This window comes from Acinetobacter calcoaceticus DSM 30006 = CIP 81.8 (assembly GCF_000368965.1).
Classification (GTDB): domain Bacteria; phylum Pseudomonadota; class Gammaproteobacteria; order Pseudomonadales; family Moraxellaceae; genus Acinetobacter; species Acinetobacter calcoaceticus.
The window spans coordinates 1,765,350-1,787,104 of the sequence record NZ_KB849780.1 but is presented as its reverse complement, the minus strand read 5'-3'; the positions used below and the strand labels follow the sequence as shown (position 1 = coordinate 1,787,104).

Here is a 21,755-nt window from a genome sequence, read left to right as displayed (position 1 = left end):
TTGCCTCCATGCAAATCATGTTATTTACCCAATCATATAAAAAGATCAGGGTTAACCCTGATCTCCACCTCCGACCGAAATAACCGATCCAGTCATATACGATGCTTCGTCTGATGCAAGAAATAAAATTGCATTCACTTGTTCTTGAATTGTGCCATAACGGCCCATAAATGTTCGATCTATTGTTTGATCAACCACTTGCTGCATCCAGTCTTTCTCATTTTGACTTAATGGGTTGGCATTACGCGGTACTTTGCGAGGCGGTGCTTCGGTTCCACCAGTCGCAACTGCATTGACTCGGATCCCGTCTTTAGCATGTTCAAAAGCAAGCGATGCTGTTAGGGCATTTACACCACCTTTAGATGCTGAGTAGGGAATACGATTAATGCCACGGGTTGCAATGGAAGATACATTTACAATAACACCCGATTGTTGCTTAATCATGGCGGGCAACACAGCGCGGCAGCACCATAAAGTTGGAAACAATGAGCGATTCACTTCCTTAACGATCTCTTCTTCGGAAAACTCTTCAAAAGGTTTCATCCAGATCGCGCCACCTACATTATTAATAAGGATATCTACCCGACCATAGTGTTCAATGGCTTTTGCAACAACCGCTTGTGCGCCTGCATAGGTTTCAAGGTCGGCATTAATCGTGACAGCATCGCCACCTGCACTCTGAATTTCTTTGAGAACTTCTTCAACATATTCAGAGCGGTCAGCCATGACGACTTGTCCGCCTTCAGCCGCGACTTGCAAGGCCACGCCACGACCAATACCTTGGGCACTACCCGTAACAATCACAACTTTATCGGTAAATCTTTGACGGTTTGACATAGATAACTTCTCCACCTTGAATTAGTTTGCAGAGAATTTTTCAAACAAGAAACTAGCAGGTTTGATATTTTTAGTTTCTAACCAGCCACGTACAGCTTCTACCATTGGAACTGGACCACATAGATAAACATCGACATCGCCACTGTTTAACCATGCACTTTCAATATGACCAGTTACATAGCCTTTGCGTTCATGGTTACTCTCAGGGCTTGCAACTACAGTTCGATATTCGAACCACGGGAATTTCGCCTGTAATTCATTGAGTTTTTCTAGGGCAACCAAATCAAAGTCATTGGTTACGCCAAAGACTAAACGAACAGGCTGTTCTGAACCTTTTTCTTCAAGCACTTGTAACATCGACATAAATGGAGCAATGCCAGTACCGCCTGCCAGCATAAGCACAGGACGCGCTACATTACGTAAATAGAAGCTACCGAACGGACCGGTAAATGTCATTTTGTCACCAGCTTGAGCATTCTTACTCAAGAATTCACTCATTTTGCCATTCGGTACGTTACGTACTACAAAGCCAGTTAAACGATTACCCGGTTTTGAGCTAAATGAATATGAACGGGTTTCACCAGTTTCTGGAATTGCAACATTCACATACTGACCTGCAAGGAAATGAATATCCGGTTGACCTTCATCAAGTTGAATATCAAACGTGATGGTTGAATCTGATAAGTTTTCAACGCGGGCTAATGTACCTTGGAAGCTATGAATTTCTGTTTTACAGACATCTGACGATGCTTGAATCTGAAATACCGCGTCTGAAGTTGGGCGGCATTGGCAAGCAAGAATATAACCTTGCTCGGCTTCTTCTGGTGTTAATGCATCTTCAATATAGGTTTCTTCTGGCATGTCATAATGACCTGACTCGCAAAATGCGCGGCAAGTTCCACATGCACCATCACGGCAATCCAAAGGAATATTAATTTTTTGGCGATAGGCTGCGTCAGATAAGGTTTCGCCTTGAGCTACGTTAATGAAACGTGTAACACCATCTTCAAATTGAAGTGCAATATTGTGGTTTGACATGGCATGTATCCTACAAAATATTTGAAACTTTCACCCTCAGCCAACAGTCCGTTTAACTGAGGTGGTATGTCTTAAAGGTGGTAAATATCAATGACTTGATTGATGTAGTCATTTTTCAAAACGACATATTTGCTCAAGATTTTTGGTTGATCACCTGAAAAATCGATCACATAACGTGACATACCGAAATAGCTGTAATTTGTCTTGTAACGGAAACTCAAGGTATTCCAGTTAAAGCGAACAGTGACTTTGTCTCCGTCGCGCTCGACGACTTCAATGTTGGCAATATTGTGGCTTGTGCGTGTGTCCGGCATGGTTGCAGATGAGCGTTCGGTTTTAATACGGAACACACGATCTTCTAAACCTTGGCGGTCTGGATAATAAATGAGTGAAATTTCAGATTGCGGGTCTTCAGTTAATTTATCGTCATCATCCCAAGCTGGCATCCAGAAAGAAGCTTCCTGTTCGTAGCATGCAAGCCAGTCATCCCATTGTTCATCATCTAAAAAGCGAGCTTCACGATAGAGAAACTGAGCAATATTTTCTAAAGTTGCTTTGTCTTGAGCACTCATGCTGTTTCTCCCTGATCAGCAATTTCTTTCTCTGATGCAATCGCGTGTTTCATGGTTTCTAACCAATATTGATGTTGGGCAAGATAAAGACCCTCATCTTCAGTTTTGATACCACTTAACATTGGTTTTAAACCAATTTCATTTGCTGCATCGTCTGGTCCATAAATCCAGTGTTTTGAACCACGGCACATGTCATTCCACTCAAGTGCAATACCTGCGTAGCCTGCCTGACAAGCGCGGAATTCCTCTAAATCGTCTGGTGTTGCCATACCTGAGGCATTAAAGAAATCTTCATATTGACGGATACGGCGGGTACGAGCTTCTGGTGCTTCACCTTTAGGTGCAATACAGTAAATAGTGACTTCAGTTCTATTGACTGAAAGTGGGCGAAGTACACGAATCTGTGAACCGAACTGATCCATCAAATAAACGTTTGGATAGAGGCATAGGTTACGTGAACGTTCAATCATCCACTTCGACATCGCTTCGCCGTATTTTTCGGCGTATTCTTCTGCTTTCGGGAAGTTCGGACGGTCTTCTGGGTTTGCCCATTGTGTCCAAAGCAACATGTGACCATTTTCAAAGCCATAAGAGCCACCGCCTTGTTTACCCCAAGAACCAGCGCTCATCGCACGAATATTATCGGCAGCTTGAGTTTCTTTACGGTGTTGAGTCGTTGCTGCATAGTTCCAATGAACAGCAGAAACGTGGTAACCATCGGCACCATTTTCAGCGGTGAGTTTCCAGTTGCCTTCGTAAGTGTAGGTCGATGAACCACGTAAAACTTCCAGACCATGTTCAGATTGATCAACAATCATGTCGATGATTTTGGTGGTTTCACCCAAGAATTCTTCAAGTGAAGGAACATCCGGATTTAAGCTGCCAAACAAAAAGCCTTTATAGTTCTCAAAGCGAGCAACTTTTTTAAGGTCGTGTGAGCCATCTTGGTTAAAACAGTCAGAGTAGCCTGCTTCACTTGGATCTTTAACTTTAAGTAATTTACCTGAGTTATTAAACGTCCAACCATGGAAAGGGCAGGTATACGTTGCTTTGTTACCACGCTTGTGACGGCAAAGTTGTGCTCCGCGGTGTGAACACGCATTGATCATGGCATTCAATTCGCCGTTACGGTTGCGGGCAATAATGACCGGCTGACGACCAATGTGAGTGGTGTAGTAGTCATTATTATTTGGAATTTGGCTTTCGTGTGCTAAGTAAACCCAATTACCTTCGAAGATGTATTTCATTTCAAGGTCAAATAGGGCGTCGTCAGTAAACACTGAGCGATGAAGTTTAAATTCACCTGTATCGATATTATCTACAAGTAATTCATCAATACGGTCAAGATGGCTAGTATTGATTACAGGAATACGTGGCATGTCCGTTCTCCGACTTTCCAAAAGTGTGGAAGTCACCAAGGCCTTAGCTACGATCTAAAAGGTCTTGATATCCTAATATTGTCAATGAAGCGCATGAGCGCGCTGGGTGTTTAACCGTGAATTGATGAAGATGAATCACTTAAATATTGGCAACAAGGCTTTTCACAAAGCAATTCATCACTTCATCGGTTTGTTGCTTGTATATACCTTAAAAGAATGGTTAAACTGTGTCTAAGACTGAATTTGCATTTTTTTATATCTTAAAGGTATGGAAGCCTTATGGAACTAAGACATTTACGATATTTCGTGGCTGTTGTTGAAGAGCAGAGCTTCACAAAGGCAGCCGAAAAACTATTTATTGCTCAACCACCTTTGAGTCGGCAGATCCAAAATCTGGAAAGTGAGCTTGGAATTCAATTATTTGAGCGTGGAAGCCGCCCTTTACAGACAACCCCAGCCGGACATTTCTTTTATCAGCACGCCCTTAAACTTTTGTCGAATGCTGAAGAAATAAAAAGTATGACCAAGCGGATTGGTCTGATCGAAAGAAGCGTAACGATTGGCTTTGTTGGGTCTTTGCTCTATGGTTTACTGCCGCGAATCATCTATTTATTTCGGCAACAGCAACCGCATTTGAATATTCAACTGATGGAGTTAAGTACGACTGAGCAACTACAGGCATTAAAAGAAGGCCGTATTGATGTCGGATTTGGACGTTTAAGAATTAGTGACCCGGCCGTGAGACGTATTTTGTTGCGTAAAGAGCGATTGGTGGTTGCTGCTCATACGAGTCATCCGATTGCACAGCGTACAGAAGGGGTATATCTGGCAGATCTCATTGATGAAAAGATGTTTATGTATCCCACTTCGCCGAAACCCAATTTTTCAACCCAGCTTTTGAATATTTTTGCCGAGCATAGTTTGGTTCCAAAAAATATGCATGAGATACGGGAAATTCAGTTGGCTTTGGGCTTGGTCGCAGCGGGAGAAGGTTTATGTATTATTCCTGCCAGTGCCGATACTATTCGCTTTCCTCATTTAAATTACATTCCAATTCTCGACAATGGGGCAGTCAGTCCGATTTTTATTACTGCACGCGCAATGGACAGAAGTGAGGACTTACAACTCTTATTTGATTGTATTTATCAGGTCTACGATTTAGAAGGGATACCTTATCAACGGACTGTTTTTACACTCGATCAGAACCCGATAGATGATTCAAACGGCATAGATTTTTAAATAAGACGAATGCATAGCCTCAAAGTTTGAAGCTATGCATTATGTAACTTCTTACTGCACTTGAGCTGGAAAACCATCTTCGTCTAGCGCTTCGGTAATTTTATCGACGCTTTCACTGCTTTCAACAGTTACGATTTTTGTCGCTAAATCTACGTCTACTTTTGCATTTGGGTCGACATCTTGAATCGTTGCTGTCACACCACGAGCACAGCCGCCACAAGTCATATTTTCAATAAGTAGTTTCATATTCATACTCCATCAAGAACGAGATATTTGTTTGGATAACCTTAAGTCTAAACCTTGTCATGATTGTAAGGTCAAGACCAATTTTTTAAAAAATATGCTTGACCTTCCCATGATGGGAATCTGTATGCTCAATACAGAATATTAAATTTTGCAGATTTGCAGAGGTGTTTGATGGACTCAAAAAACACAAAATTGCCAGCATATAGTGAAACACTACCAATCGAAGGGATGACCTGTGCCTCCTGTGTAGGTCGTGTCGAAAAAGCACTTAAGAAAGTTGAAAATGTAGAAATTGCCAACGTTAATTTGGCAACAGAGAAAGCCGTTGTTTATTCAAATCAACCGATTCAGCGTGAAGCACTTGTCAAAGCAGTTGAACGAGCAGGTTATGATGTTCCAAAAGCGGCACCAGTGGAGCTGTCTATTGAGGGTATGACCTGCGCATCTTGTGTTGCACGAGTTGAAAAAGCCCTTAAAAAAGTAAACGGCGTTCAAGATGCGACGGTTAACTTAGCTACAGAGCAGGCTTGGGTTCAGGCAGATGCATCAGTCAATGTTGAAGACCTGATTCGTGCTGTTAAAAAAGCGGGTTACGACGCCAAAGCAGCTGAAAAAAATCAAAATGAGCAGCTCGATAAAAAAGCTTCAGAGTTAGATCAGCTTAAAAAAGATTTGATCATCTCGATTGTTTTGGCCTTACCTGTGTTTATTTTGGAAATGGGTTCACATCTAATTCCAGCTTTTCACATGTGGGTCATGCACACGATTGGTCAATACAATAGCTGGCTTTTACAGTTTGTTTTAACAACCTTAGTACTCATTTTTCCTGGTCGCCGTTTTTACCAAAAAGGTATTCCAGCCTTATTGCGTTTAGCGCCAGATATGAATTCGCTAGTGGCAGTTGGAACCTTGGCTGCCTACAGTTTCTCAGTCGTGGCAACCTTTATGCCGCATGTGTTACCACAAGGTACGGTCAATGTTTACTTTGAAGCGGCTGCCGTGATTGTCAGTCTAATTTTGCTCGGGCGATATTTTGAAGCAAAAGCCAAAGGACGTACTTCGCAAGCTATTCAGCATTTGGTTGGTATGCAACCGAAGACTGCTCGCATTCAGCGTGATGGTCAAGTGGTGGAAGTTGCAGTTGCCGAAGTGGTCAGTGGAAGTATTGTAGAAATTCGTCCCGGTGAACGTGTGCCTGTCGATGGTGAAGTAGTTGAAGGGCATAGCTACATTGATGAATCTATGATTACGGGTGAGCCTGTTCCCGTTGAAAAAATAGTAGGGCAGCAAGTGGTTGGTGGTACGGTCAACCAGAACGGTACTTTAAACATTCGGGCGACCGCGGTTGGTGCTTCGTCTGTGCTTTCACAAATTATTCGCATGGTTGAGCAAGCCCAAGGTTCTAAACTTCCGATTCAGGGTTTGGTCGATAAAGTCACCATGTGGTTTGTGCCAGCGGTGATGCTCATTGCTGCAATTACTTTCTTGGTCTGGTTTATCTTTGGGCCAGAACCTGCCTTAACTTTTGGTTTGGTCAACGCCGTTGCAGTACTAATTATTGCGTGTCCTTGTGCGATGGGACTGGCAACACCAACTTCTATTATGGTCGGTACTGGACGTGGTGCTGAGCTAGGGATTCTGTTCCGTAAAGGTGAAGCTTTGCAGCTTTTGCAAGAAGCGCAAGTTGTTGCAGTCGATAAAACGGGAACACTCACCGAAGGCAAACCAACACTGACAGACTTTAATGTGCAACAAGGTTTTGATCGTAAACAAGTGCTGACGTTGGTTGCCTCTGTTGAAGCTAAATCTGAGCACCCGATTGCACTCGCTATTGTTCAAGCCGCACAAGCTGAGGGTCTAAACTTATTACCCGTAACAGCATTTAACTCGATTACCGGTTCAGGTATTGAAGCTGAAGTAGCGGGTCAAAAAGTACAAATTGGTGCAGACCGTTATATGCATCAACTTGGTTTAGATACCAACTCATTCCAAGCAATTGCTGCTCAACTGGGTGAAGAGGGTAAAACACCACTTTATGTTGCTATCGACCGGCAACTAGCTGCAATTATTGCCGTTGCAGACCCAATTAAAGAAACAACCTATGCTGCGATTGAGGCCTTACATCAATTAGGTCTAAAAGTTGCCATGATTACAGGGGATAACCGTCATACAGCGCAAGCGATTGCGAAAAAACTTAATATTGATGAAGTTGTGGCAGAGGTTTTACCCGAAGGCAAAGTAGACACCGTTCGTCAACTGCAAAAGCAGTATGGTCGATTGGCTTTTGTGGGCGATGGCATTAATGATGCACCAGCCTTGGCGCAAGCAGATGTTGGCTTAGCCATTGGTACCGGAACAGATGTTGCCATTGAAGCTGCCGATGTTGTGCTTATGTCGGGTAGTTTAAAAGGTGTGCCGAACGCAATTGCTTTAAGTAAAGCCACCATGCGAAACATACGTCAAAACCTGTTCTGGGCATTTGTATATAACGTTGCACTTATTCCAATTGCGGCAGGCGCATTATACCCAGCATTTGGCGTATTACTATCGCCAATGTTTGCAGCAGGAGCGATGGCACTTTCTTCAGTCTTTGTTTTAGGCAATGCATTACGCTTAAAACGTTTTCATGCGCCAGTACAGTAAGCGTGCTGAAAATCAACTTTTGGTTTAAGATCATGACAGCAGGTCTTAAACTAAATTTAATATTTGAGGTGTGAGATGAATATCGGTCAGGCATCCAAACAGTCTGGTATTTCAGCAAAAATGATTCGTTACTATGAAGAAATCGGTTTACTTGAAGCCGCTCAGCGCTCAGCTTCGGGCTATCGTATTTACTCAGAAACCGATCTGAAGACTTTAAATTTCTTAAAACATGCCAGAGAGTTGGGTTTTTCATCCGAACAAATGAAAGAGCTGATTTCGCTTTGGAAAAATACCGATCGGCATAGTGCAGAGGTGAAAGCCTTAACTGTAAAACATATTGCTGAATTAAAACAGAAAATTGCGCATTTACAAGAAATGGTTAATATCTTGCAGGCATCAGCCGATGATTGCTGTGGTAACCAACAAGCTTCTTGTGCCATTTTAGATCACATTGAAAAAGGTGTGGGCGTAAGCTAAATCTCATTAAAATAAAAAAGGAAAAATCATGGCTTATACAGCTTCTTGTCTTTGTAATGGTTTTCAACTGTGCATTAATGCCGAATTAGAACCCATCATGGTTTGTCATTGTACGCAATGCCAAAAGGCACAAGGTGCTGCTTTTGCTGCCATTACGCAAGTACAGAAAAGTGATTTGAATATTGTGCAGGGAGAAAACCTGTTACAGGCTTATTTTGCATCTCCCAATAAAAAGAGAGTGTTCTGTAAAACTTGTGGTTCACCTATCTGGAGTGAACGTTTAGATAAACCCGACGTGGTGCGTTTAAGGGTGGGGCTCATTAATGAAGAAATATCTACCCAAGTTAGCTCTCATGCTTTTGTCACTTCAAAAGTGAAGTGGTATCCAATTTGCGATGATGCTTATCAATATCAAAATGGAGTAGAAAATCCTTAAATATTAAGGTTAGATCGTATTTTATTCATTTGTAAAAAAACGTGAACAAGACTAGCCATGAATAAATAATGTGCTATAACTGTACTTAAGGTAATCGTAATATCTCCTCGATCCACAGGGAAACTTGGGACAGGGCAAAAGATACGATAAGACCTTACATATAGCTAGCAAAGAGCATGTAAGAGATGGATAGACACAAATCTTAGATTGCTCACCGTTGCAGAAAAGCCCGTGAAACGGGCTTTTTTAATGTCTGTACTTTTAAGTAAGAATATTATTGAAGCATCTTAGTTGAAAACTGCAGTAATACGATGCTAACGAACATAGAGGGGTGATCTTTGATAAGAATAAGCTATGCCTAATAACGAAAATAAAATCACAGTGACTGTTACAGTTTGAGATTGAAAGAAAAATATGAATATCATTGCCGATAGGGCAACATAGATCAGAAGTAAATTGTTAAGCATATAAAAGTTTAAATAAGGTCTAATTTCATCTCATACCATTTTTCACCGCCATGATCCGAGTCTGAAACCTGCATGTACTCAAAACCAAATTTTTGATACAGCTTGATATACTGTTCCTTACACATTAAATAAATTGCCTGCTTTTCTAATTGTTTTGCTTTAAGAATGAATTCATTCATTAAGACTGATGAGTAGCCTTGCCCTTGATATGTGGGATCAACCACGACAGACATAATGACCATATTGAGTGCATCATCTACATGACCAATTAATTCCTTAAAATTTTCATCTGACATCACCACATTTTGGGCACAACCACTGTTAATAAAACCAATAATCTTATTTTTAACTTCAAGTACAAGAAAACCTTGAGGATATTGTTCAGCTCTAATTTTAATTTTTTCTTTGGTTGCAGCTTCATCTTTTGCATAAGAAGCACTTTCAATCTCATAACAACGTTCAATATCCTGTGGTTTAACCTGTCTTATTACGAAATCCATGAATTTTCTCTTGGAAAATAAAAAGGCATATTAAATGAATTTTTAAGTGTATATACTGCATTTTTATCACTATAAAAATGAATTTTATGCATGGCTTACCGCATGGTTTTGACCTTAACCTGCTTCTTGTATTTAACGCCTTATACCAACATAAAAATGTTGCCAAAGCAGCAGAAACTTTATTTATTAGTCCTTCGGCTTTTAGCCATGCATTAAATAGATTAAGAGATACTTTGCAAGACCCATTGTTTGTACGCATGAATGGGGAAATGAAACCAACAAAAAAATCGGAAGAGATTGCCCCCTCGATTTCTAACTGCTTAAGCACACTCTCACAAAATTTATTTAAAAATAGTGATTTTGATTATGCAACCAGCGATTATGAATTTGTGATTGCTGCAACGGAATATACAGCTTTTAGTGTCATGCCTTTGTTGGTTAAACATTTGAGAACAATTGCACCTAATATCAAAATAAAAATTATTTCTGAAAATAAGCAGTGTTCAATTGATGAGTTAATGCTTGGAAAAATTGATTTTGTGATTGGCTATTCCGAACTGAGTGAGGGAAGTCCAAATCATCTAGAAGTGTTTCAGTGTTTTGCAGATAGGTATGTGGTGATTGCCCCTAAAAATATATACCAAAGCATGAATCTAGAATCGTTTATATCAGCCCAGCATATTCGGGTCAGTTCGTGGAATGAGCATTATGGCGTGATCGATCAATCCTTAAAAAAAATGGGCATCCGCCGTCAAATTTGTGTTGAAGTACCTCACGTCATGCTTGCCCCTTATATGATGCAATCTGCTGAATTAATTGTGACTTTACCTTTAAAAGCTGTTGATGCAATTAAGAAAAATCATGAAATTGATATATTTGAGTTGCCTTTTTCTGTTCCTGAGTATCAAGTGAATGTGTATAGTGTTGAAAAAAGTAAATTAAAAGCCTGTCAGAACTGGTTGGTGGATGAAATTTTGTCATTGTTTTAATTAAAGTATAAAAGCCCTTTGACTTATCTTTTCGTCAAACTCTTCTCCTCCTTTATGAGACTTCTTAGATTTTTACTTTATAAAATAAAACTCTGAAGAAATAATAAAATATTTTAAACATACAGACTATTCTGTATTGCAATTTAATTTATTTATAGGTACATTTAATTAACGGTTTAAAGTTCAAATTTAATAATGAACTCATGATCGTTGTGGGAGATCTAAGAGCCTGCATTCTTCCCCAAGATGCGGGTTTTTTTTATGCCTAAAGAAAAGTTATTATTAACCTCTATTAAATAAAAATACAAAACGATAAATTTTTTAATGCCTTAAGTCATTAAGTTTTTTAGAAATTTTCCTACCATATATAGCCTGACTATAAATCAGCTATACAAACTTCCTTATGCGTTACGCAACTATGCGCGATAGGCTTGACACGCTTGAGCACAAGCTAAACAAGCTTTAGTACAAATTTGGCAGTGTTCATGTTCATGTTTGCTGCATTCTGCTGCACAAAGTTGACAGGCATTGGCACACAATTGCATTGCCGATTCAGCCAGCTCAGAATGTCTTAATTCCAAAGAAGTACATAACTGACAGGTTTCCACACAAGTCAGACAGTGTTTAATACATTCACGCATCATATGTTCTTCTTGTAAACAGGCGGCTGCACAGGTTTTACAAGCAATCATACATTCTATACAGGCTTGAATTGAGGAAGAGGCTTGGCAAAATAATGAACTATGTGATTCTTGATTGGTTTGCATACGAATTCTCCTATTCCAAGAGTTTTTATTTAAAAATGGAATATCGTTATGTTTTTCTATTTTATAGATCATTTTTCAAACAATGGGCATTTGAGATGAAAGGGGTACAAATACCCACTACATAATTAACCTCGTAGTAGAATGTTACATCCAGTTTTTAGCTTAAAAGCGCTTATTTCTTGATGATAAAAAGTGTCAATAAAATTTAAGGATTGTGTTAAATTTAATTGCATATAATACTTTTGGCTAATTTCTTATTGTGTGAATATTAGGCAAATTAGGAATGTGAACTTTGAAGGACACGAAATGGAAAACGTTAATCAATACGCTCACGGAGCTGAGCATGAAGTCCACATCCATTGCAAACGATCATTAAGCACATTAATACTGAGTATGTTCGTATTAATTACAACTGGTCGTTAAAAGAAAAAGCACCCGAGGGTGCTTTTTCTATATTTGAATCTAACATCGGGTTGAATGAAAGAGTTCATGAAGACCCTACAAACCCACGACGCTTTTTGTAGGCTTGGCGGTCATAAGAAGGAATATTGGATTTTTGCAAATCAATAGCTAACTGTTTTTTACGTTGAAACTGCACTTCACTTAAAAGCGCAGCATAGATTTTGGGACGATCAGTTTTAAACTTGTCTACATCCAATGGAATCTTATCTTCATTCTTGACAATGTACAGCACAGAACCATTGCCATTCGTTTCATAAACCGTCCAACCCAGCCGCACAGCATAGAGGCCAGTTTTTAGATTCTTTCCTAAGTAAGATTTAAAACCATCTGGATGAGGGCGAACATAAGCATTCATCATGCATCCTCCATCATTTGATTTATTTGATGAAAGCGACAATCAATGAATTGATGGGGAATTAGACATCATATTCAGTAAAATCACGATTTCTAATTGTTTATATATTGTTCAATTTTAAAATTTCAAGTGAGGCAAAAAGCTGCTATTACTCAATTATGTAAGTTCAAAATATTAAAAAAACAGCAGATTTTTTGAGTAAAAAATTCTCAAGTTAATGTCGTAGAGGCTTGTAATAATAGCTCATTATTCTCTATTTGTGTGATCGATTTTGCACATTTAAAATTATTTAAATCGTAAGTGAATTTACAGTCGGTTTGAGTTAATTATTTGTTTTAACATTAATTAATTTAATTTTAATATTTCTTGTTACAACCATTTTGTCGACAATAGATGCTCATTTTTGACATATTTCGCCTAGCATAATTAAAGAGTTCGTTGCCTATGGTATCATTTCTGTTTATTGGACTAGTGGTCACCATTTTGTTGACTCCAGGCCCCACAAACACATTGTTAGCCTCGGCTGGAATACAGGCAGGGGTGAAGCAGTCTCTTAAACTTATTCCTGCTGAAGTGATGGGTTATCTCATTGCAATTACTTCATGGGGTGTTTTGCTTGAGTCAGTTTCACATTTAATCCCTTGGCTTCCTGCCTTATTAAAGTTAATAAGTGCAACTTTCATTCTCTACCTTGCATTTAAACTTTGGGTAACATCAACAAATGACATCAAATTAGACAACCCACTTATTACGCCTAAGGCTTTATTTGTCGCAACACTTTTGAATCCTAAAGCTTTACTCTTTGCTTCTGCTATTTTTCCACATGCAGCATGGGAAGTGCTTCACGTATATTTTATTCATATTGCTATTTTTTTATCATTAATTACACCCATTGCATTTTTATGGATTGCTTTTGGAACCGTATTAATTTCAAACAAAGTAACTTGGTTAAACCAACGTAATTTACAACGTACGGCTGCATTTATTTTAACTTTTTTTGCTATGCCAATCGGCTATTCAGCGATTAGCTCATTTTAGATTTAACCCATTATTAGTATTAAAAATTTTAATTTTTAGGAGATTTTTATGAAAAGATTAAAAGTAATTATTAAGGACCAGTTTAACCAAGAAACGATTGCTTTGGCAAAAGTTAGACCCATGAATGACCACGCCCTTGAGCTTCATAAAAGCGTTGAACATATTGAAATTGATGATGATATTATTTTACCCAATATGGATTTACTCTATGAAAATCCTAAAGACGGAAAAATTTATCAATTGATTGGACCATTCAACGAGGAATAGCCTTTAAAGCATGTTTGAAAATGACCAAAATTAGAATGTGTGTAGGATGATCTTAATCGAAGGATTTTTAGTTAAGAAGTGCTGAAAATAAAGTCAAACTAACGTAATAGACACAATTAAAATATTGAAGATCCCAAATAGTTGTGGGACCATGCTTTTTGTAAAAGTGTGACCTAATCCACACTTTTGCATTTCAGGACTAAGTGGTTTTCACTAAGCCCATTCCTTCAATGAGAAGTAGGAATGGGCTTTTTTTATTCTTTAAATGTTTCATCTAAAGCTTGTTGAACTGCTTCAATGCGTGATTTACAAGCTTTATAGGCAGTGATCGATTCTTCAACAATTTTCATTAAATTATCAATATCTGGGCTTTCTTGAGATTCAAGTAATTCGGCATTTTTCTTCAAAATGTCATGGCCATCCTTAAACGTTAACTCTTTATTCTTCATTTGGAATTACCTGTGTAATGTTGGCTTCAATCACACCATCTTGCATTTCAATGGCAATGGCTGGGTTTGAAATTTGATGTATAGAACGAATTGCTTTTCCTTCTGATCTAACAATTGCATAGCCCTTGGTTTGAACCTGTTTCGGGTTTTGCAAAAGGACTTCTTTCATTAATGATTCGATTTGGGCTAATGAAAATTTAACTTGTTGCTGTGAACTAAACTGAATGCGTTCTTTCATCTGGTCAAGAAGGTGATGTCCCGAGTTAAGTTGACTTTGTGCTGAAGATTTAATGTGGTGAAGCAGTTGGTCATTCTTGCTTTGATAGGTGGTGATTTGATGCTGTGATAGAAGTTTAATGGTTTGTAGGCTATCTACTGCTTCTTGTACGCGTTCAATAATATGGTTACGAATACCAGCAATCACTTTACTTGGCGTGTCGAATGAACGATGGGCAATTTCATCAAGAATGGTACGGTCTTTTTCATGACCAATGCCGACCCAAATGGGTACAGAGCGTTTGCAGAGCAGAGCTGCAAGTTCATAATCATTCAAATACGCTAAATCATTCACCGATCCACCGCCACGAATAATTACAATCAAGTCCGGCGGAAATGTAAATGTGCTGGCCCATTGCCGTAAACCTGTACCTAAAGACTCGGTTAAGCTGGTTGCGGCTGTATTTCCTTGAAAAGTAGCGGTCTGATACACAAAATGGCAAACACCATTTCTTTCTAGCGCATCGGCATCTTTTTTAAAGTCACCTAAGCCCGCAGCATTTTGAGGTGCAATCACTAAAACATTTTGAATATCAAAAGGAGTAGGGAGTAGTTTATTCTTATGAATTAAACCTTCTTGAGTGAGTCGTTCAATAATTTGCTGATAACGTTTAGCAATTTCACCTAAGGTAAAACTTGAGTCAATTTCTTCAATATTGACTGAAAATCCATATTGAGGATCGAAACGTGCGCGAATTTTTATGAGAACATTTAAGTCACTTGAAATCTCAATACCAGTTTCACGCTCAAACTTTAAAACAATTTTACTTGCCGAAAATTTCCAGATCGTGGCTTTACAACTGGCAATCACCTTATCGGTATCTGCATCTTTTTCTGCAAGCTCTAAATAGTAGTGACCGCCTTTAATATTTAAATTTCGAATCTCTGCTTTTACCCAAACTGGTTCATCAAAAGCCAAACGTATGACTTCCTGAACTGTGCCGAGATATTCACTAAGGGAAAACTGAGGTTCAGACATACGAACTAAACATTAGAGGACCAACTTAGATAGTATAAAAGCCATCCAACCAAGGCAATTGCTGTCTGTGAATTTAGGGTTCTGTTTAAAATAAATACAACAATTCAAAAGATTAAATTTAAATTTAGTTTGTTCATCACTAGTTAATTCAAAATATAAAATTAATTAAAAAAGATAAAACTGATGAATTACAACAGATTAAAAAATAAAGTTTGCTTTATAAAATATATAAGCGTATAAAGCTTACTTCCAATTGCGGGGTGGAGCAGTCTGGTAGCTCGTCGGGCTCATAACCCGAAGGTCGTTGGTTCAAATCCGACCCCCGCAACCAAAATATTATGCTCTGTGATGTACCACTTTTCATAATGCAAAAATTATGAAAAGCATTAGCTTATAAATAACCCTATATCAAGCTAAATATTAAATTCTAGACTGACTGTCCATACCTTAAATCTAGCGTTCTAATTAAATACCGTTAAATCACATGAGCTCAGTGATGAGTGAATGATTGTGAATATAGTAAATGAGTGGCAAATTGCCACAGCCGTAAATGGCAATGAAATTAATGTGAGAGTGGTTCCTCACGTACGTAAGCAAAACTCTCAAGATGGTTATCGTTGGGTCGAAGTTGGTAAGAAAATTCAACTTCAAACTGGTGAAGAAATCGAGTTGAACCAAGATGGTAAAAGCTTTTATGCTGCATTTAACCAGCTTTATCGTTTAACTACATATTGCTAATAAAATGTTTAGCTCTCAAGCTAAAAACCTATCTCTTTTAATGGAGATAGGTTTTTTTTATATCTATACGATTTATAAATAATTAAAGTTATAAAAAAGAGAAATATATAAAATCGATAGAATTATTCTTTTAATTATATTTATAACTAAATTAACCTGCTCGCCAGAATTGACGGCCCATGACTTTAAAGTTCTTTCCGTTTTCTTCGGTTACACGTCGGTCTCTAAACTTTTCATTTAAACTGTGCAAAATTAAAGAGCCATCTGCTTCTTTAAAAATTTGCTTAATCATTCCTTCCCCAGCAAAGTAAACCGCATAAATCTCGCCATCAATCACTTCAGTCTGAGAGATATCAATGCCGACTAAATCTCCATCTTTAATGTAATCGGTCATGCTATCGCCTTTAGCTTTAATAATACGCATGCACTCTTGAGCAACCCGTTTTTCTTTAAAAAATGAGGCTGGAAAAGGAATTTTTCCATTAATTGCATCGAAGTGAAACTCGATAGATTCACCCGTACCACAAGAAAAGCTAGCTTCTACAACTTCAATCCAGACATATTGATCGGTAGATTCAGCACTCACAACAGTAGGGCTAAATACATCACTTTCTCTAAAAGAATCTTCAGTATTTCCAGTGGTTAGCCAATAACCATCTACACCCAAAAATTGGGCAATTAATGGAAGAAACGCTGATTTCAAATTTTTCCCTGACTCTAAAGCTTGATAGGCAGGCTGAGACATCTTGACTGCTTCTGCTACTTCAGCCTGAGTTTTTTTCGCTTTAAGCCTAGAATCTTTTAAACGGTCTTTAAGAGCCATAATGGTCACACCAGCAAACTTATAACAAATATATAACTTAAGTTATATCGAGTAAAATAACTATAGTTATTGACTAATAACAACTATAGTTATAGTATCAGTTATATCTTAAGATGAATAGATAAAGTTTAAATTGTATTTGAACCACTATTTATAGTTTTATCAACATGTTGAGATGAAAGCTAAATTTATTTTGTTTTTATAGGAGGCAAAATAAAAGGGCGATAGCTCAATTATGATGTGCAGATAGGCTATCAAAACAAAAATTGGAATAAAAAAAGCCCGATTCCGTGGATCAGGCTTAATGTTCGTCGATAAAGGGTACCAAGAACATGAAGAATTTAACAAAGATTGTGAGTCGTAACAAAAGTTTCCGATATACGGCAAAGCTTTATTTTGAACTTTTTGGTCAAAAAATTAAAGTCCGAAAAAGGCTTAAACTTAAGAGCTTTAATACTTTTTTACAATTTCAGAAAAGGAAATATCTATTTTTAAATTAATGCTTTAAACGCATATTGTTTGGTTCTATATGTTTGTTGTACTAGTTGAAACGTTTCGAACATACATTTGTAGCCATAGCTTAGCTATATTGCTCAAAGAATGCGTCAAAACTTCAAGAATAACAAACGATAAAGATGCCTTATTAAACGAGTAAGTTGAGTTGGAGATAGTGAATGACTACAGCAATGCAGAACAGAGCTAAACAACTTAAAAATGCAAAACGTGGAGGGTATGTCCCAACAATTGCAAAAGACGTAAACAAATTTAAGGTACAAAAAATAAAAAGGGCACTTGAAGAGGCGAAGCAAATTGCAAGTGAGCTTGAAGATGAAGCGTTCGAATTCGACGATCAAGTCTCGATGCAAAAAGCGATAGGTGCAATCACCGTGATTGAGTTGATTGAACAAGCCTTAAACAGTGCACACTAACCAGCTTTAGCACACAAACATTCTTTCTTGGGCCCTGAAATTAAGCGGGTCAAGGTAAGTTCGTCTTGCAATTTAGCGCCGCTTTAAAGCGTTAGTGTTTTTTTATTGACTGTAATAAAGAAAACTAAGGGTATTTATAAAACCTGAAAAACAACAAGCTGGTCATGGTGATGGATTTTCAAGTTCTACCCTTTAAAGCAGGACAAGATTATGAAAACAGTTCCAATGAATGGATTAGCCACATTTTTAAATTTTTATAGCATTGCAATTATGGTGGCTTTAGCGGTCAGCTTAGTTGTCGCAGTCGTGTTAATGATGCGTTTCCCTCGTTCACCGCAAGAATGGATTGTTGGGCTGATCTGTACAGTGGTTTCAAGCTTAACAGGTGGCTCATTTATTATCATGAAATGGAATTTACAAGAATGGGTGTTGGATATTTGGGGAATGATCACACTTTGTGGATTCTTCTTCATTTGCGGTTTGCCTGGTTGGGCTATTGTGAGATGGATATTTAACTTCATCAATAAACAAGAAGGTAAAACGATTGTGGAAGTCATGAAAGACTTAAAAAAAGCGAAAGATGATCTGCAAAATAGCTAAAAACAGTTTTAATCATATGGGTAAAATAAAATGAATATCGACCAGTACATAGAAGCAATCATAAACAGGGAAGGTGGATATGTTAACCATCCATCAGACCATGGACATGCCACTAAATTCGGCATTACAGAAGCAGTGGCTCGATCACAAGGCTATCAAGGCAATATGCAAGATTTACCATTACCTGTGGCCAAATCTATTTATAAGAAACAATATTGGTTTGAACCCCAATTTGACCAGATTAATGAGATTAGCCCTTCTATTGCAGAAGAGTTATTTGATACAGGCGTAAATTGTGGCGTCAATTTTGCAAAACCATTGTTACAGCGTGCTTTAAATCTGCTGAATAAGCAGGGAAAAGAAAGCTGGCCAAATCTTGCTTTAGATGGCCAGTATGGGCCTCTCACTTTTCAAGCTCTTAGAAGTTATTTGAACAGGCGTCATAAAGAAGGAGAAAAGGTATTGGTACGCGTTTTAAATATTATGCAAGGGCAGTACTATATTGAGATTACAGAGCGGAACCCAAATTATGAAGATTTCTTTTATGGTTGGATTTTAAACAGGGTATCATTTTAAAAATTGTAATTAGATAAAAATATGCTGAATCATCGAAATGCTTTAAAAGTCTAAACATGAGTTAAGGCTTTTAAAGCATAATTCTTAAAGTAATGATTTATTGTGCGATGAGTAAGATCGCAAGAAGAAAGAAAATAGCCCCACTGATTTTATTGAGTATAGAAAAATTATTTCCAGCCAACATCTTTTCTTTAAAAATTGAAGAGAAATTTGCATAGACTAGATGAATTAAAAAACCAATCAAACAAAAGGTTAAAGATAGAACTAAAAACTGATTTAAAATTGCTTTCTTTATATCAATAAATTGAGGGAAAAGAGCAATAAAAAATACGATTGTTTTTGGGTTAAGCAAAGATGCGAGTAGACCTTGATAAAATAGTTTAGATTTGCTGACATTTTTATCACTTTGCTGATCTGTGATTAAATCTTGTGATGGAATTTTTTTGCTAAAGTTTTTATATCCGAGATACATTAAATAAAATGCACCAATAAATTTTAAAACCGTAAAAATAGTAGGGTTACTCGTAATAATAAGACCTACACCGCTGGCGGAAATTACAGCAATTACAAACATACCAATAATTAGGCCGCTAATACCGAATAAAGCGGTTTTAACACCATAATTGATTGAATTTGTGACAGTAAATAAAACACCGGGGCCGGGGCTTAATAAGGTAAGAAATGCAATTGTTATAAAAACTAAAAGACCGCTCACGCTGATATATCCTATTTATCAATTGAGACAAAATTATGCGATTACTTTAAATGAGAAAATAATTTATGTATACAGAAGGTTATGTATATTTAAAATAAATAAATTAAATATTAAAATTTGAAAGTTTTGAAATAAAATATGCATTTATATAAATAGATAATGTATTTAAAAGCATAGCAGTTATTGCAACATAAACATACAACCCTGACAAGTAGGCGTGTTAGTATACTAAGTCTATACCTCAAGAAATGTACAGTATGACGAAAAAAGAACGGCAGTTTAAATCTGGCGAATTTCAATTTTCCTTTTTATCGTTTAAATATTGGGGTTTATGGGTTTTAGCTTTTATTTTAATGTTATTCGCGATGTTGCCTTGGGCTATTCAATGGCGTCTCGCTGATCTTCTATCAAAAATAGCATGGAAATCTTTAGGGTCAAGAAGAAAAACAACACTACGCAATTTAGAAGCATGCTTTCCTGAAAAAACACCTATGCAAATTGAAGTGAAAGCCAAACAGGTTTTTGTTGATACTTTAACGGGTGTATTTGAGGCTTTAAATGCTTGGTATAGTCCAAACTGGTTTAAAAACCGTGTTCACATAGATGGATTAGAGAATTTAACCAACAATCAGGAAAATGGCGTACTTTTACTAGGCACTCATAGCACCCTTTTAGATGCAGGCGGAGCTGCTTGTACCTTATTTTTTAATATGGACGTGGTTTACCGACCTCAAAACAATCCCTTTTTAGATTTTCTGATTCATCGTAGCCGTGCAAGAGTATATAAAAACCAGATTGCTCGAGACAACATGCGTGGACTTATCCAAAACCTTAAACATGGTCATGCGATATGGTATAGCCCAGATCAGGATTTTGGCTTAAAGCAAGGTGTAATGGCATCATTCTTCGGGGTACAGGCAGCTACTGTCACAGCTCACCGCAGACTTATGGATATCTCAAAAGCAGCAGCAGTGCCTTTATACTTTTACAGAAGTGGCAATATTAGAAATCCTCAATATCATGTTCTTTTAGAACCCAAATTAGAGAATTTTCCAAGTGGGTGTGAAGTTACTGATGCTGAAAGAGTAAATAAAATTATTGAGAATCAAATTCGCATCGCACCTACACAATACATGTGGTTCCATCGACGTTTTAAGACGCGCCCAGCGGGTGAAAAGAAATTTTATTGATGGTCTTATGGGGAAATAGCAGAGGTACTTCTTTCGATTAAAATGAAACAAAATTTGACTTTTAATTGAAAGGAATCTTAATTAAATCAATATGAAAGATGAATGGCGAGAGGTATAGAATTTTTCTTGCTTTAATTATTTTGAATATCGATTGCAAATGCTTCTGAAGCGTGTATTATCGAGCATAACTAACAAAATATTCTTGTCATCATAAATTTCTATTTGCGCAGTTTTATTTATAATCCTTCGGTTTTTTCAGATATTTAAGTTTTGACGTCTATTTTTTAGTTAAATTGGTTTCCCCAATAATAAGTTATAATATTTTAAGATTTAGGATATAACATATGTCTACTACTACTGGTACAGTAAAATGGTTCAATGAAACTAAAGGTTTTGGTTTTATTGTGACTGATGAAGGTAAAGATATTTTTGCACATTTTACCGATATTCAAACACCTGGTTTTAAAGTTCTCTTGGAAGGTCAACGTGTTGAGTTTACTGTAGTACAGGGTAAAAAAGGCCCGCAAGCTTCAAATATTGTGATTGTTCAAAACTCATAAATAAATAGAGCGTTTAATTGATTTAAATATATTATTTAAATAAAATATATTTAAGTCTAAAACATTTTATTAGAGTTAAAAAAGCCCACTTTATATCTTGTGGGTTTTTTATAAGTTTTAATTCAACTTATATTTAAAAAAAGAAGTATAAAAATACTCTTATAAAAGGTTTTAAAATTTTATGTTATAACATAACTAATTAGGTGTA

At 37.3% G+C, this 21,755-nt stretch carries 26 protein-coding genes and 1 tRNA gene; 15 read left to right on the top strand and 12 right to left on the bottom strand.

The window, feature by feature from the left end; all coding sequences use genetic code 11:
• Positions 1-51 precede the first annotated feature (51 nt).
• From F936_RS13410 to benA, 4 genes are all read right to left on the bottom strand, one after another.
• A complete protein-coding gene (locus F936_RS13410) occupies positions 52-837 on the bottom strand; it encodes a 1,6-dihydroxycyclohexa-2,4-diene-1-carboxylate dehydrogenase (RefSeq protein WP_005048077.1) in 786 nt (261 codons plus the stop codon).
• 21 nt (positions 838-858) lie between these two features.
• Positions 859-1,875: a benzoate 1,2-dioxygenase electron transfer component BenC gene (gene benC, locus F936_RS13405; RefSeq protein WP_005048075.1), complete on the bottom strand. Its 1,017-nt coding sequence runs from the start codon at positions 1,873-1,875 to the stop codon at positions 859-861.
• Between the two features lie 71 nt (positions 1,876-1,946).
• Positions 1,947-2,447: a benzoate 1,2-dioxygenase small subunit gene (benB, locus tag F936_RS13400; RefSeq protein ID WP_005048073.1), complete on the bottom strand. Its 501-nt coding sequence runs from the start codon at positions 2,445-2,447 to the stop codon at positions 1,947-1,949.
• Positions 2,444-3,826 carry a benzoate 1,2-dioxygenase large subunit gene (gene benA / locus F936_RS13395; protein ID WP_005048070.1) on the bottom strand — a complete coding sequence of 461 codons (1,383 nt, stop codon included), beginning with the start codon at positions 3,824-3,826 and terminating at the stop codon, positions 2,444-2,446. The genes benB and benA overlap by 4 nt, the downstream gene beginning before the upstream one ends.
• Positions 3,827-3,932: 106 nt before the next feature.
• Between benA and F936_RS18980 the strand changes: the two genes are divergently transcribed.
• Both F936_RS18980 and F936_RS13390 read left to right on the top strand, forming a co-directional pair.
• A complete protein-coding gene (locus F936_RS18980; protein ID WP_080595325.1) occupies positions 3,933-4,061 on the top strand; it encodes a hypothetical protein in 129 nt (42 codons plus the stop codon).
• A gap of 44 nt (positions 4,062-4,105) precedes the next feature.
• Positions 4,106-5,065 carry a LysR family transcriptional regulator gene (locus tag F936_RS13390; protein WP_003652630.1) on the top strand — a complete coding sequence of 320 codons (960 nt, stop codon included), beginning with the start codon at positions 4,106-4,108 and terminating at the stop codon, positions 5,063-5,065.
• Positions 5,066-5,116: 51 nt separating this feature from the next.
• Here the strand turns inward: F936_RS13390 and F936_RS13385 are convergent, their stop codons facing one another.
• Entirely contained in the window at positions 5,117-5,317 is a 201-nt protein-coding gene (locus F936_RS13385; protein ID WP_003652628.1) for a heavy-metal-associated domain-containing protein, read from the bottom strand.
• Positions 5,318-5,482: 165 nt separating this feature from the next.
• Between F936_RS13385 and F936_RS13380 the strand changes: the two genes are divergently transcribed.
• From F936_RS13380 to F936_RS13370, 3 genes are all read left to right on the top strand, one after another.
• Positions 5,483-7,954: a heavy metal translocating P-type ATPase gene (locus F936_RS13380; protein WP_005048064.1), complete on the top strand. Its 2,472-nt coding sequence runs from the start codon at positions 5,483-5,485 to the stop codon at positions 7,952-7,954.
• Between the two features lie 75 nt (positions 7,955-8,029).
• The gene (gene cueR, locus F936_RS13375) at positions 8,030-8,431 is read left to right on the top strand and encodes a Cu(I)-responsive transcriptional regulator (protein WP_005048061.1); all 402 of its coding nucleotides are present in this window, start codon (positions 8,030-8,032) and stop codon (positions 8,429-8,431) included.
• Positions 8,432-8,459: 28 nt separating this feature from the next.
• Positions 8,460-8,867 (top strand): GFA family protein, encoded by a 408-nt coding sequence (locus tag F936_RS13370; protein ID WP_005048059.1) that lies wholly within the window; start codon positions 8,460-8,462, stop codon positions 8,865-8,867.
• A gap of 475 nt (positions 8,868-9,342) precedes the next feature.
• Here the strand turns inward: F936_RS13370 and F936_RS13365 are convergent, their stop codons facing one another.
• Positions 9,343-9,834, bottom strand: coding sequence for a GNAT family N-acetyltransferase (locus F936_RS13365; protein ID WP_005048057.1), 492 nt, complete (start codon positions 9,832-9,834; stop codon positions 9,343-9,345).
• Between the two features lie 77 nt (positions 9,835-9,911).
• Here F936_RS13365 and F936_RS13360 point away from each other — a divergent pair, with 77 nt between their 5' ends.
• A complete protein-coding gene (locus tag F936_RS13360; protein WP_005048055.1) occupies positions 9,912-10,823 on the top strand; it encodes a LysR family transcriptional regulator in 912 nt (303 codons plus the stop codon).
• 416 nt (positions 10,824-11,239) lie between these two features.
• Here the strand turns inward: F936_RS13360 and F936_RS13355 are convergent, their stop codons facing one another.
• Both F936_RS13355 and F936_RS13350 read right to left on the bottom strand, forming a co-directional pair.
• Positions 11,240-11,590 (bottom strand): four-helix bundle copper-binding protein, encoded by a 351-nt coding sequence (locus F936_RS13355; protein WP_005048052.1) that lies wholly within the window; start codon positions 11,588-11,590, stop codon positions 11,240-11,242.
• A gap of 487 nt (positions 11,591-12,077) precedes the next feature.
• Complete coding sequence (locus F936_RS13350) at positions 12,078-12,410, bottom strand: hypothetical protein (protein ID WP_005048050.1); 333 nt, start codon at positions 12,408-12,410, stop codon at positions 12,078-12,080.
• A gap of 441 nt (positions 12,411-12,851) precedes the next feature.
• On the opposite strand from F936_RS13350, the gene F936_RS13345 reads away from it, so the two are divergent.
• Entirely contained in the window at positions 12,852-13,445 is a 594-nt protein-coding gene (locus F936_RS13345; protein ID WP_005048047.1) for a LysE family translocator, read from the top strand.
• Positions 13,446-13,493: 48 nt separating this feature from the next.
• Positions 13,494-13,712 (top strand): hypothetical protein, encoded by a 219-nt coding sequence (locus tag F936_RS13340; protein WP_003652616.1) that lies wholly within the window; start codon positions 13,494-13,496, stop codon positions 13,710-13,712.
• A 254-nt stretch (positions 13,713-13,966) separates the two neighbouring features.
• On the opposite strand, the gene xseB is transcribed toward F936_RS13340, so the two are convergent.
• Together xseB and xseA are read right to left on the bottom strand one after the other, a co-directional pair.
• The gene (gene xseB / locus F936_RS13335; protein WP_003652614.1) at positions 13,967-14,161 is read right to left on the bottom strand and encodes an exodeoxyribonuclease VII small subunit; all 195 of its coding nucleotides are present in this window, start codon (positions 14,159-14,161) and stop codon (positions 13,967-13,969) included.
• The gene (gene xseA / locus F936_RS13330) at positions 14,151-15,416 is read right to left on the bottom strand and encodes an exodeoxyribonuclease VII large subunit (protein WP_005048044.1); all 1,266 of its coding nucleotides are present in this window, start codon (positions 15,414-15,416) and stop codon (positions 14,151-14,153) included. Before xseA ends, xseB begins: the two co-directional genes overlap by 11 nt.
• 254 nt (positions 15,417-15,670) lie before the next feature.
• Here xseA and F936_RS13325 point away from each other — a divergent pair.
• Positions 15,671-15,747 (top strand) — tRNA-Met (locus F936_RS13325).
• Between the two features lie 173 nt (positions 15,748-15,920).
• Positions 15,921-16,154: a hypothetical protein gene (locus tag F936_RS13320; protein ID WP_003652612.1), complete on the top strand. Its 234-nt coding sequence runs from the start codon at positions 15,921-15,923 to the stop codon at positions 16,152-16,154.
• 151 nt (positions 16,155-16,305) lie between these two features.
• Here F936_RS13320 and F936_RS13315 read toward each other — a convergent pair whose 3' ends face one another.
• Positions 16,306-16,977 (bottom strand): XRE family transcriptional regulator, encoded by a 672-nt coding sequence (locus F936_RS13315; RefSeq protein WP_003652611.1) that lies wholly within the window; start codon positions 16,975-16,977, stop codon positions 16,306-16,308.
• 674 nt (positions 16,978-17,651) lie between these two features.
• Here F936_RS13315 and F936_RS13310 point away from each other — a divergent pair.
• The 3 genes from F936_RS13310 (at position 17,652) to F936_RS13300 (ending at position 19,082) form a co-directional block, all read left to right on the top strand.
• Positions 17,652-17,906, top strand: coding sequence for a hypothetical protein (locus F936_RS13310; protein ID WP_005048040.1), 255 nt, complete (start codon positions 17,652-17,654; stop codon positions 17,904-17,906).
• Positions 17,907-18,116: 210 nt separating this feature from the next.
• Positions 18,117-18,506, top strand: coding sequence for a hypothetical protein (locus F936_RS13305; RefSeq protein ID WP_003652608.1), 390 nt, complete (start codon positions 18,117-18,119; stop codon positions 18,504-18,506).
• 30 nt (positions 18,507-18,536) lie between these two features.
• On the top strand, positions 18,537-19,082 hold the full coding sequence (locus F936_RS13300; RefSeq protein WP_005048038.1) for a glycoside hydrolase family 108 protein: 546 nt from the start codon (positions 18,537-18,539) through the stop codon (positions 19,080-19,082).
• 97 nt (positions 19,083-19,179) lie between these two features.
• Here F936_RS13300 and F936_RS13295 read toward each other — a convergent pair whose 3' ends face one another.
• Positions 19,180-19,797: a LysE family translocator gene (locus F936_RS13295; RefSeq protein ID WP_005048036.1), complete on the bottom strand. Its 618-nt coding sequence runs from the start codon at positions 19,795-19,797 to the stop codon at positions 19,180-19,182.
• 257 nt (positions 19,798-20,054) lie between these two features.
• Between F936_RS13295 and F936_RS13290 the strand changes: the two genes are divergently transcribed.
• Positions 20,055-20,987, top strand: a complete 933-nt coding sequence (locus tag F936_RS13290) for an LpxL/LpxP family acyltransferase (RefSeq protein WP_017389049.1) — start codon at positions 20,055-20,057, stop codon at positions 20,985-20,987.
• A gap of 344 nt (positions 20,988-21,331) precedes the next feature.
• A complete protein-coding gene (locus F936_RS13285; protein WP_003652601.1) occupies positions 21,332-21,547 on the top strand; it encodes a cold-shock protein in 216 nt (71 codons plus the stop codon).
• The last annotated feature ends 208 nt before the right edge of the window (positions 21,548-21,755 follow it).

Coding starts and splice junctions, on each gene's coding strand:
- F936_RS13390 (WP_003652630.1), top strand. CDS start 4,106: ATGGAACTAAGACATTTACGATATTTCGTGGCTGTTGTTGAAGAGCAG.
- xseA (WP_005048044.1), bottom strand. CDS start 15,416: ATGTCTGAACCTCAGTTTTCCCTTAGTGAATATCTCGGCACAGTTCAG.
- F936_RS13345 (WP_005048047.1), top strand. CDS start 12,852: ATGGTATCATTTCTGTTTATTGGACTAGTGGTCACCATTTTGTTGACT.
- xseB (WP_003652614.1), bottom strand. CDS start 14,161: ATGAAGAATAAAGAGTTAACGTTTAAGGATGGCCATGACATTTTGAAG.
- F936_RS13285 (WP_003652601.1), top strand. CDS start 21,332: ATGTCTACTACTACTGGTACAGTAAAATGGTTCAATGAAACTAAAGGT.
- F936_RS13360 (WP_005048055.1), top strand. CDS start 9,912: ATGAATTTTATGCATGGCTTACCGCATGGTTTTGACCTTAACCTGCTT.
- F936_RS13365 (WP_005048057.1), bottom strand. CDS start 9,834: ATGGATTTCGTAATAAGACAGGTTAAACCACAGGATATTGAACGTTGT.
- F936_RS13300 (WP_005048038.1), top strand. CDS start 18,537: ATGAATATCGACCAGTACATAGAAGCAATCATAAACAGGGAAGGTGGA.
- F936_RS13380 (WP_005048064.1), top strand. CDS start 5,483: ATGGACTCAAAAAACACAAAATTGCCAGCATATAGTGAAACACTACCA.
- F936_RS13290 (WP_017389049.1), top strand. CDS start 20,055: ATGACGAAAAAAGAACGGCAGTTTAAATCTGGCGAATTTCAATTTTCC.
- F936_RS13355 (WP_005048052.1), bottom strand. CDS start 11,590: ATGCAAACCAATCAAGAATCACATAGTTCATTATTTTGCCAAGCCTCT.
- F936_RS13340 (WP_003652616.1), top strand. CDS start 13,494: ATGAAAAGATTAAAAGTAATTATTAAGGACCAGTTTAACCAAGAAACG.
- F936_RS13315 (WP_003652611.1), bottom strand. CDS start 16,977: ATGGCTCTTAAAGACCGTTTAAAAGATTCTAGGCTTAAAGCGAAAAAA.
- benC (WP_005048075.1), bottom strand. CDS start 1,875: ATGTCAAACCACAATATTGCACTTCAATTTGAAGATGGTGTTACACGT.
- F936_RS13410 (WP_005048077.1), bottom strand. CDS start 837: ATGTCAAACCGTCAAAGATTTACCGATAAAGTTGTGATTGTTACGGGT.
- F936_RS13305 (WP_003652608.1), top strand. CDS start 18,117: ATGAAAACAGTTCCAATGAATGGATTAGCCACATTTTTAAATTTTTAT.
- F936_RS13385 (WP_003652628.1), bottom strand. CDS start 5,317: ATGAATATGAAACTACTTATTGAAAATATGACTTGTGGCGGCTGTGCT.
- F936_RS13370 (WP_005048059.1), top strand. CDS start 8,460: ATGGCTTATACAGCTTCTTGTCTTTGTAATGGTTTTCAACTGTGCATT.
- F936_RS13350 (WP_005048050.1), bottom strand. CDS start 12,410: ATGATGAATGCTTATGTTCGCCCTCATCCAGATGGTTTTAAATCTTAC.
- F936_RS13310 (WP_005048040.1), top strand. CDS start 17,652: ATGACTACAGCAATGCAGAACAGAGCTAAACAACTTAAAAATGCAAAA.
- cueR (WP_005048061.1), top strand. CDS start 8,030: ATGAATATCGGTCAGGCATCCAAACAGTCTGGTATTTCAGCAAAAATG.
- benB (WP_005048073.1), bottom strand. CDS start 2,447: ATGAGTGCTCAAGACAAAGCAACTTTAGAAAATATTGCTCAGTTTCTC.
- benA (WP_005048070.1), bottom strand. CDS start 3,826: ATGCCACGTATTCCTGTAATCAATACTAGCCATCTTGACCGTATTGAT.
- F936_RS13320 (WP_003652612.1), top strand. CDS start 15,921: ATGATTGTGAATATAGTAAATGAGTGGCAAATTGCCACAGCCGTAAAT.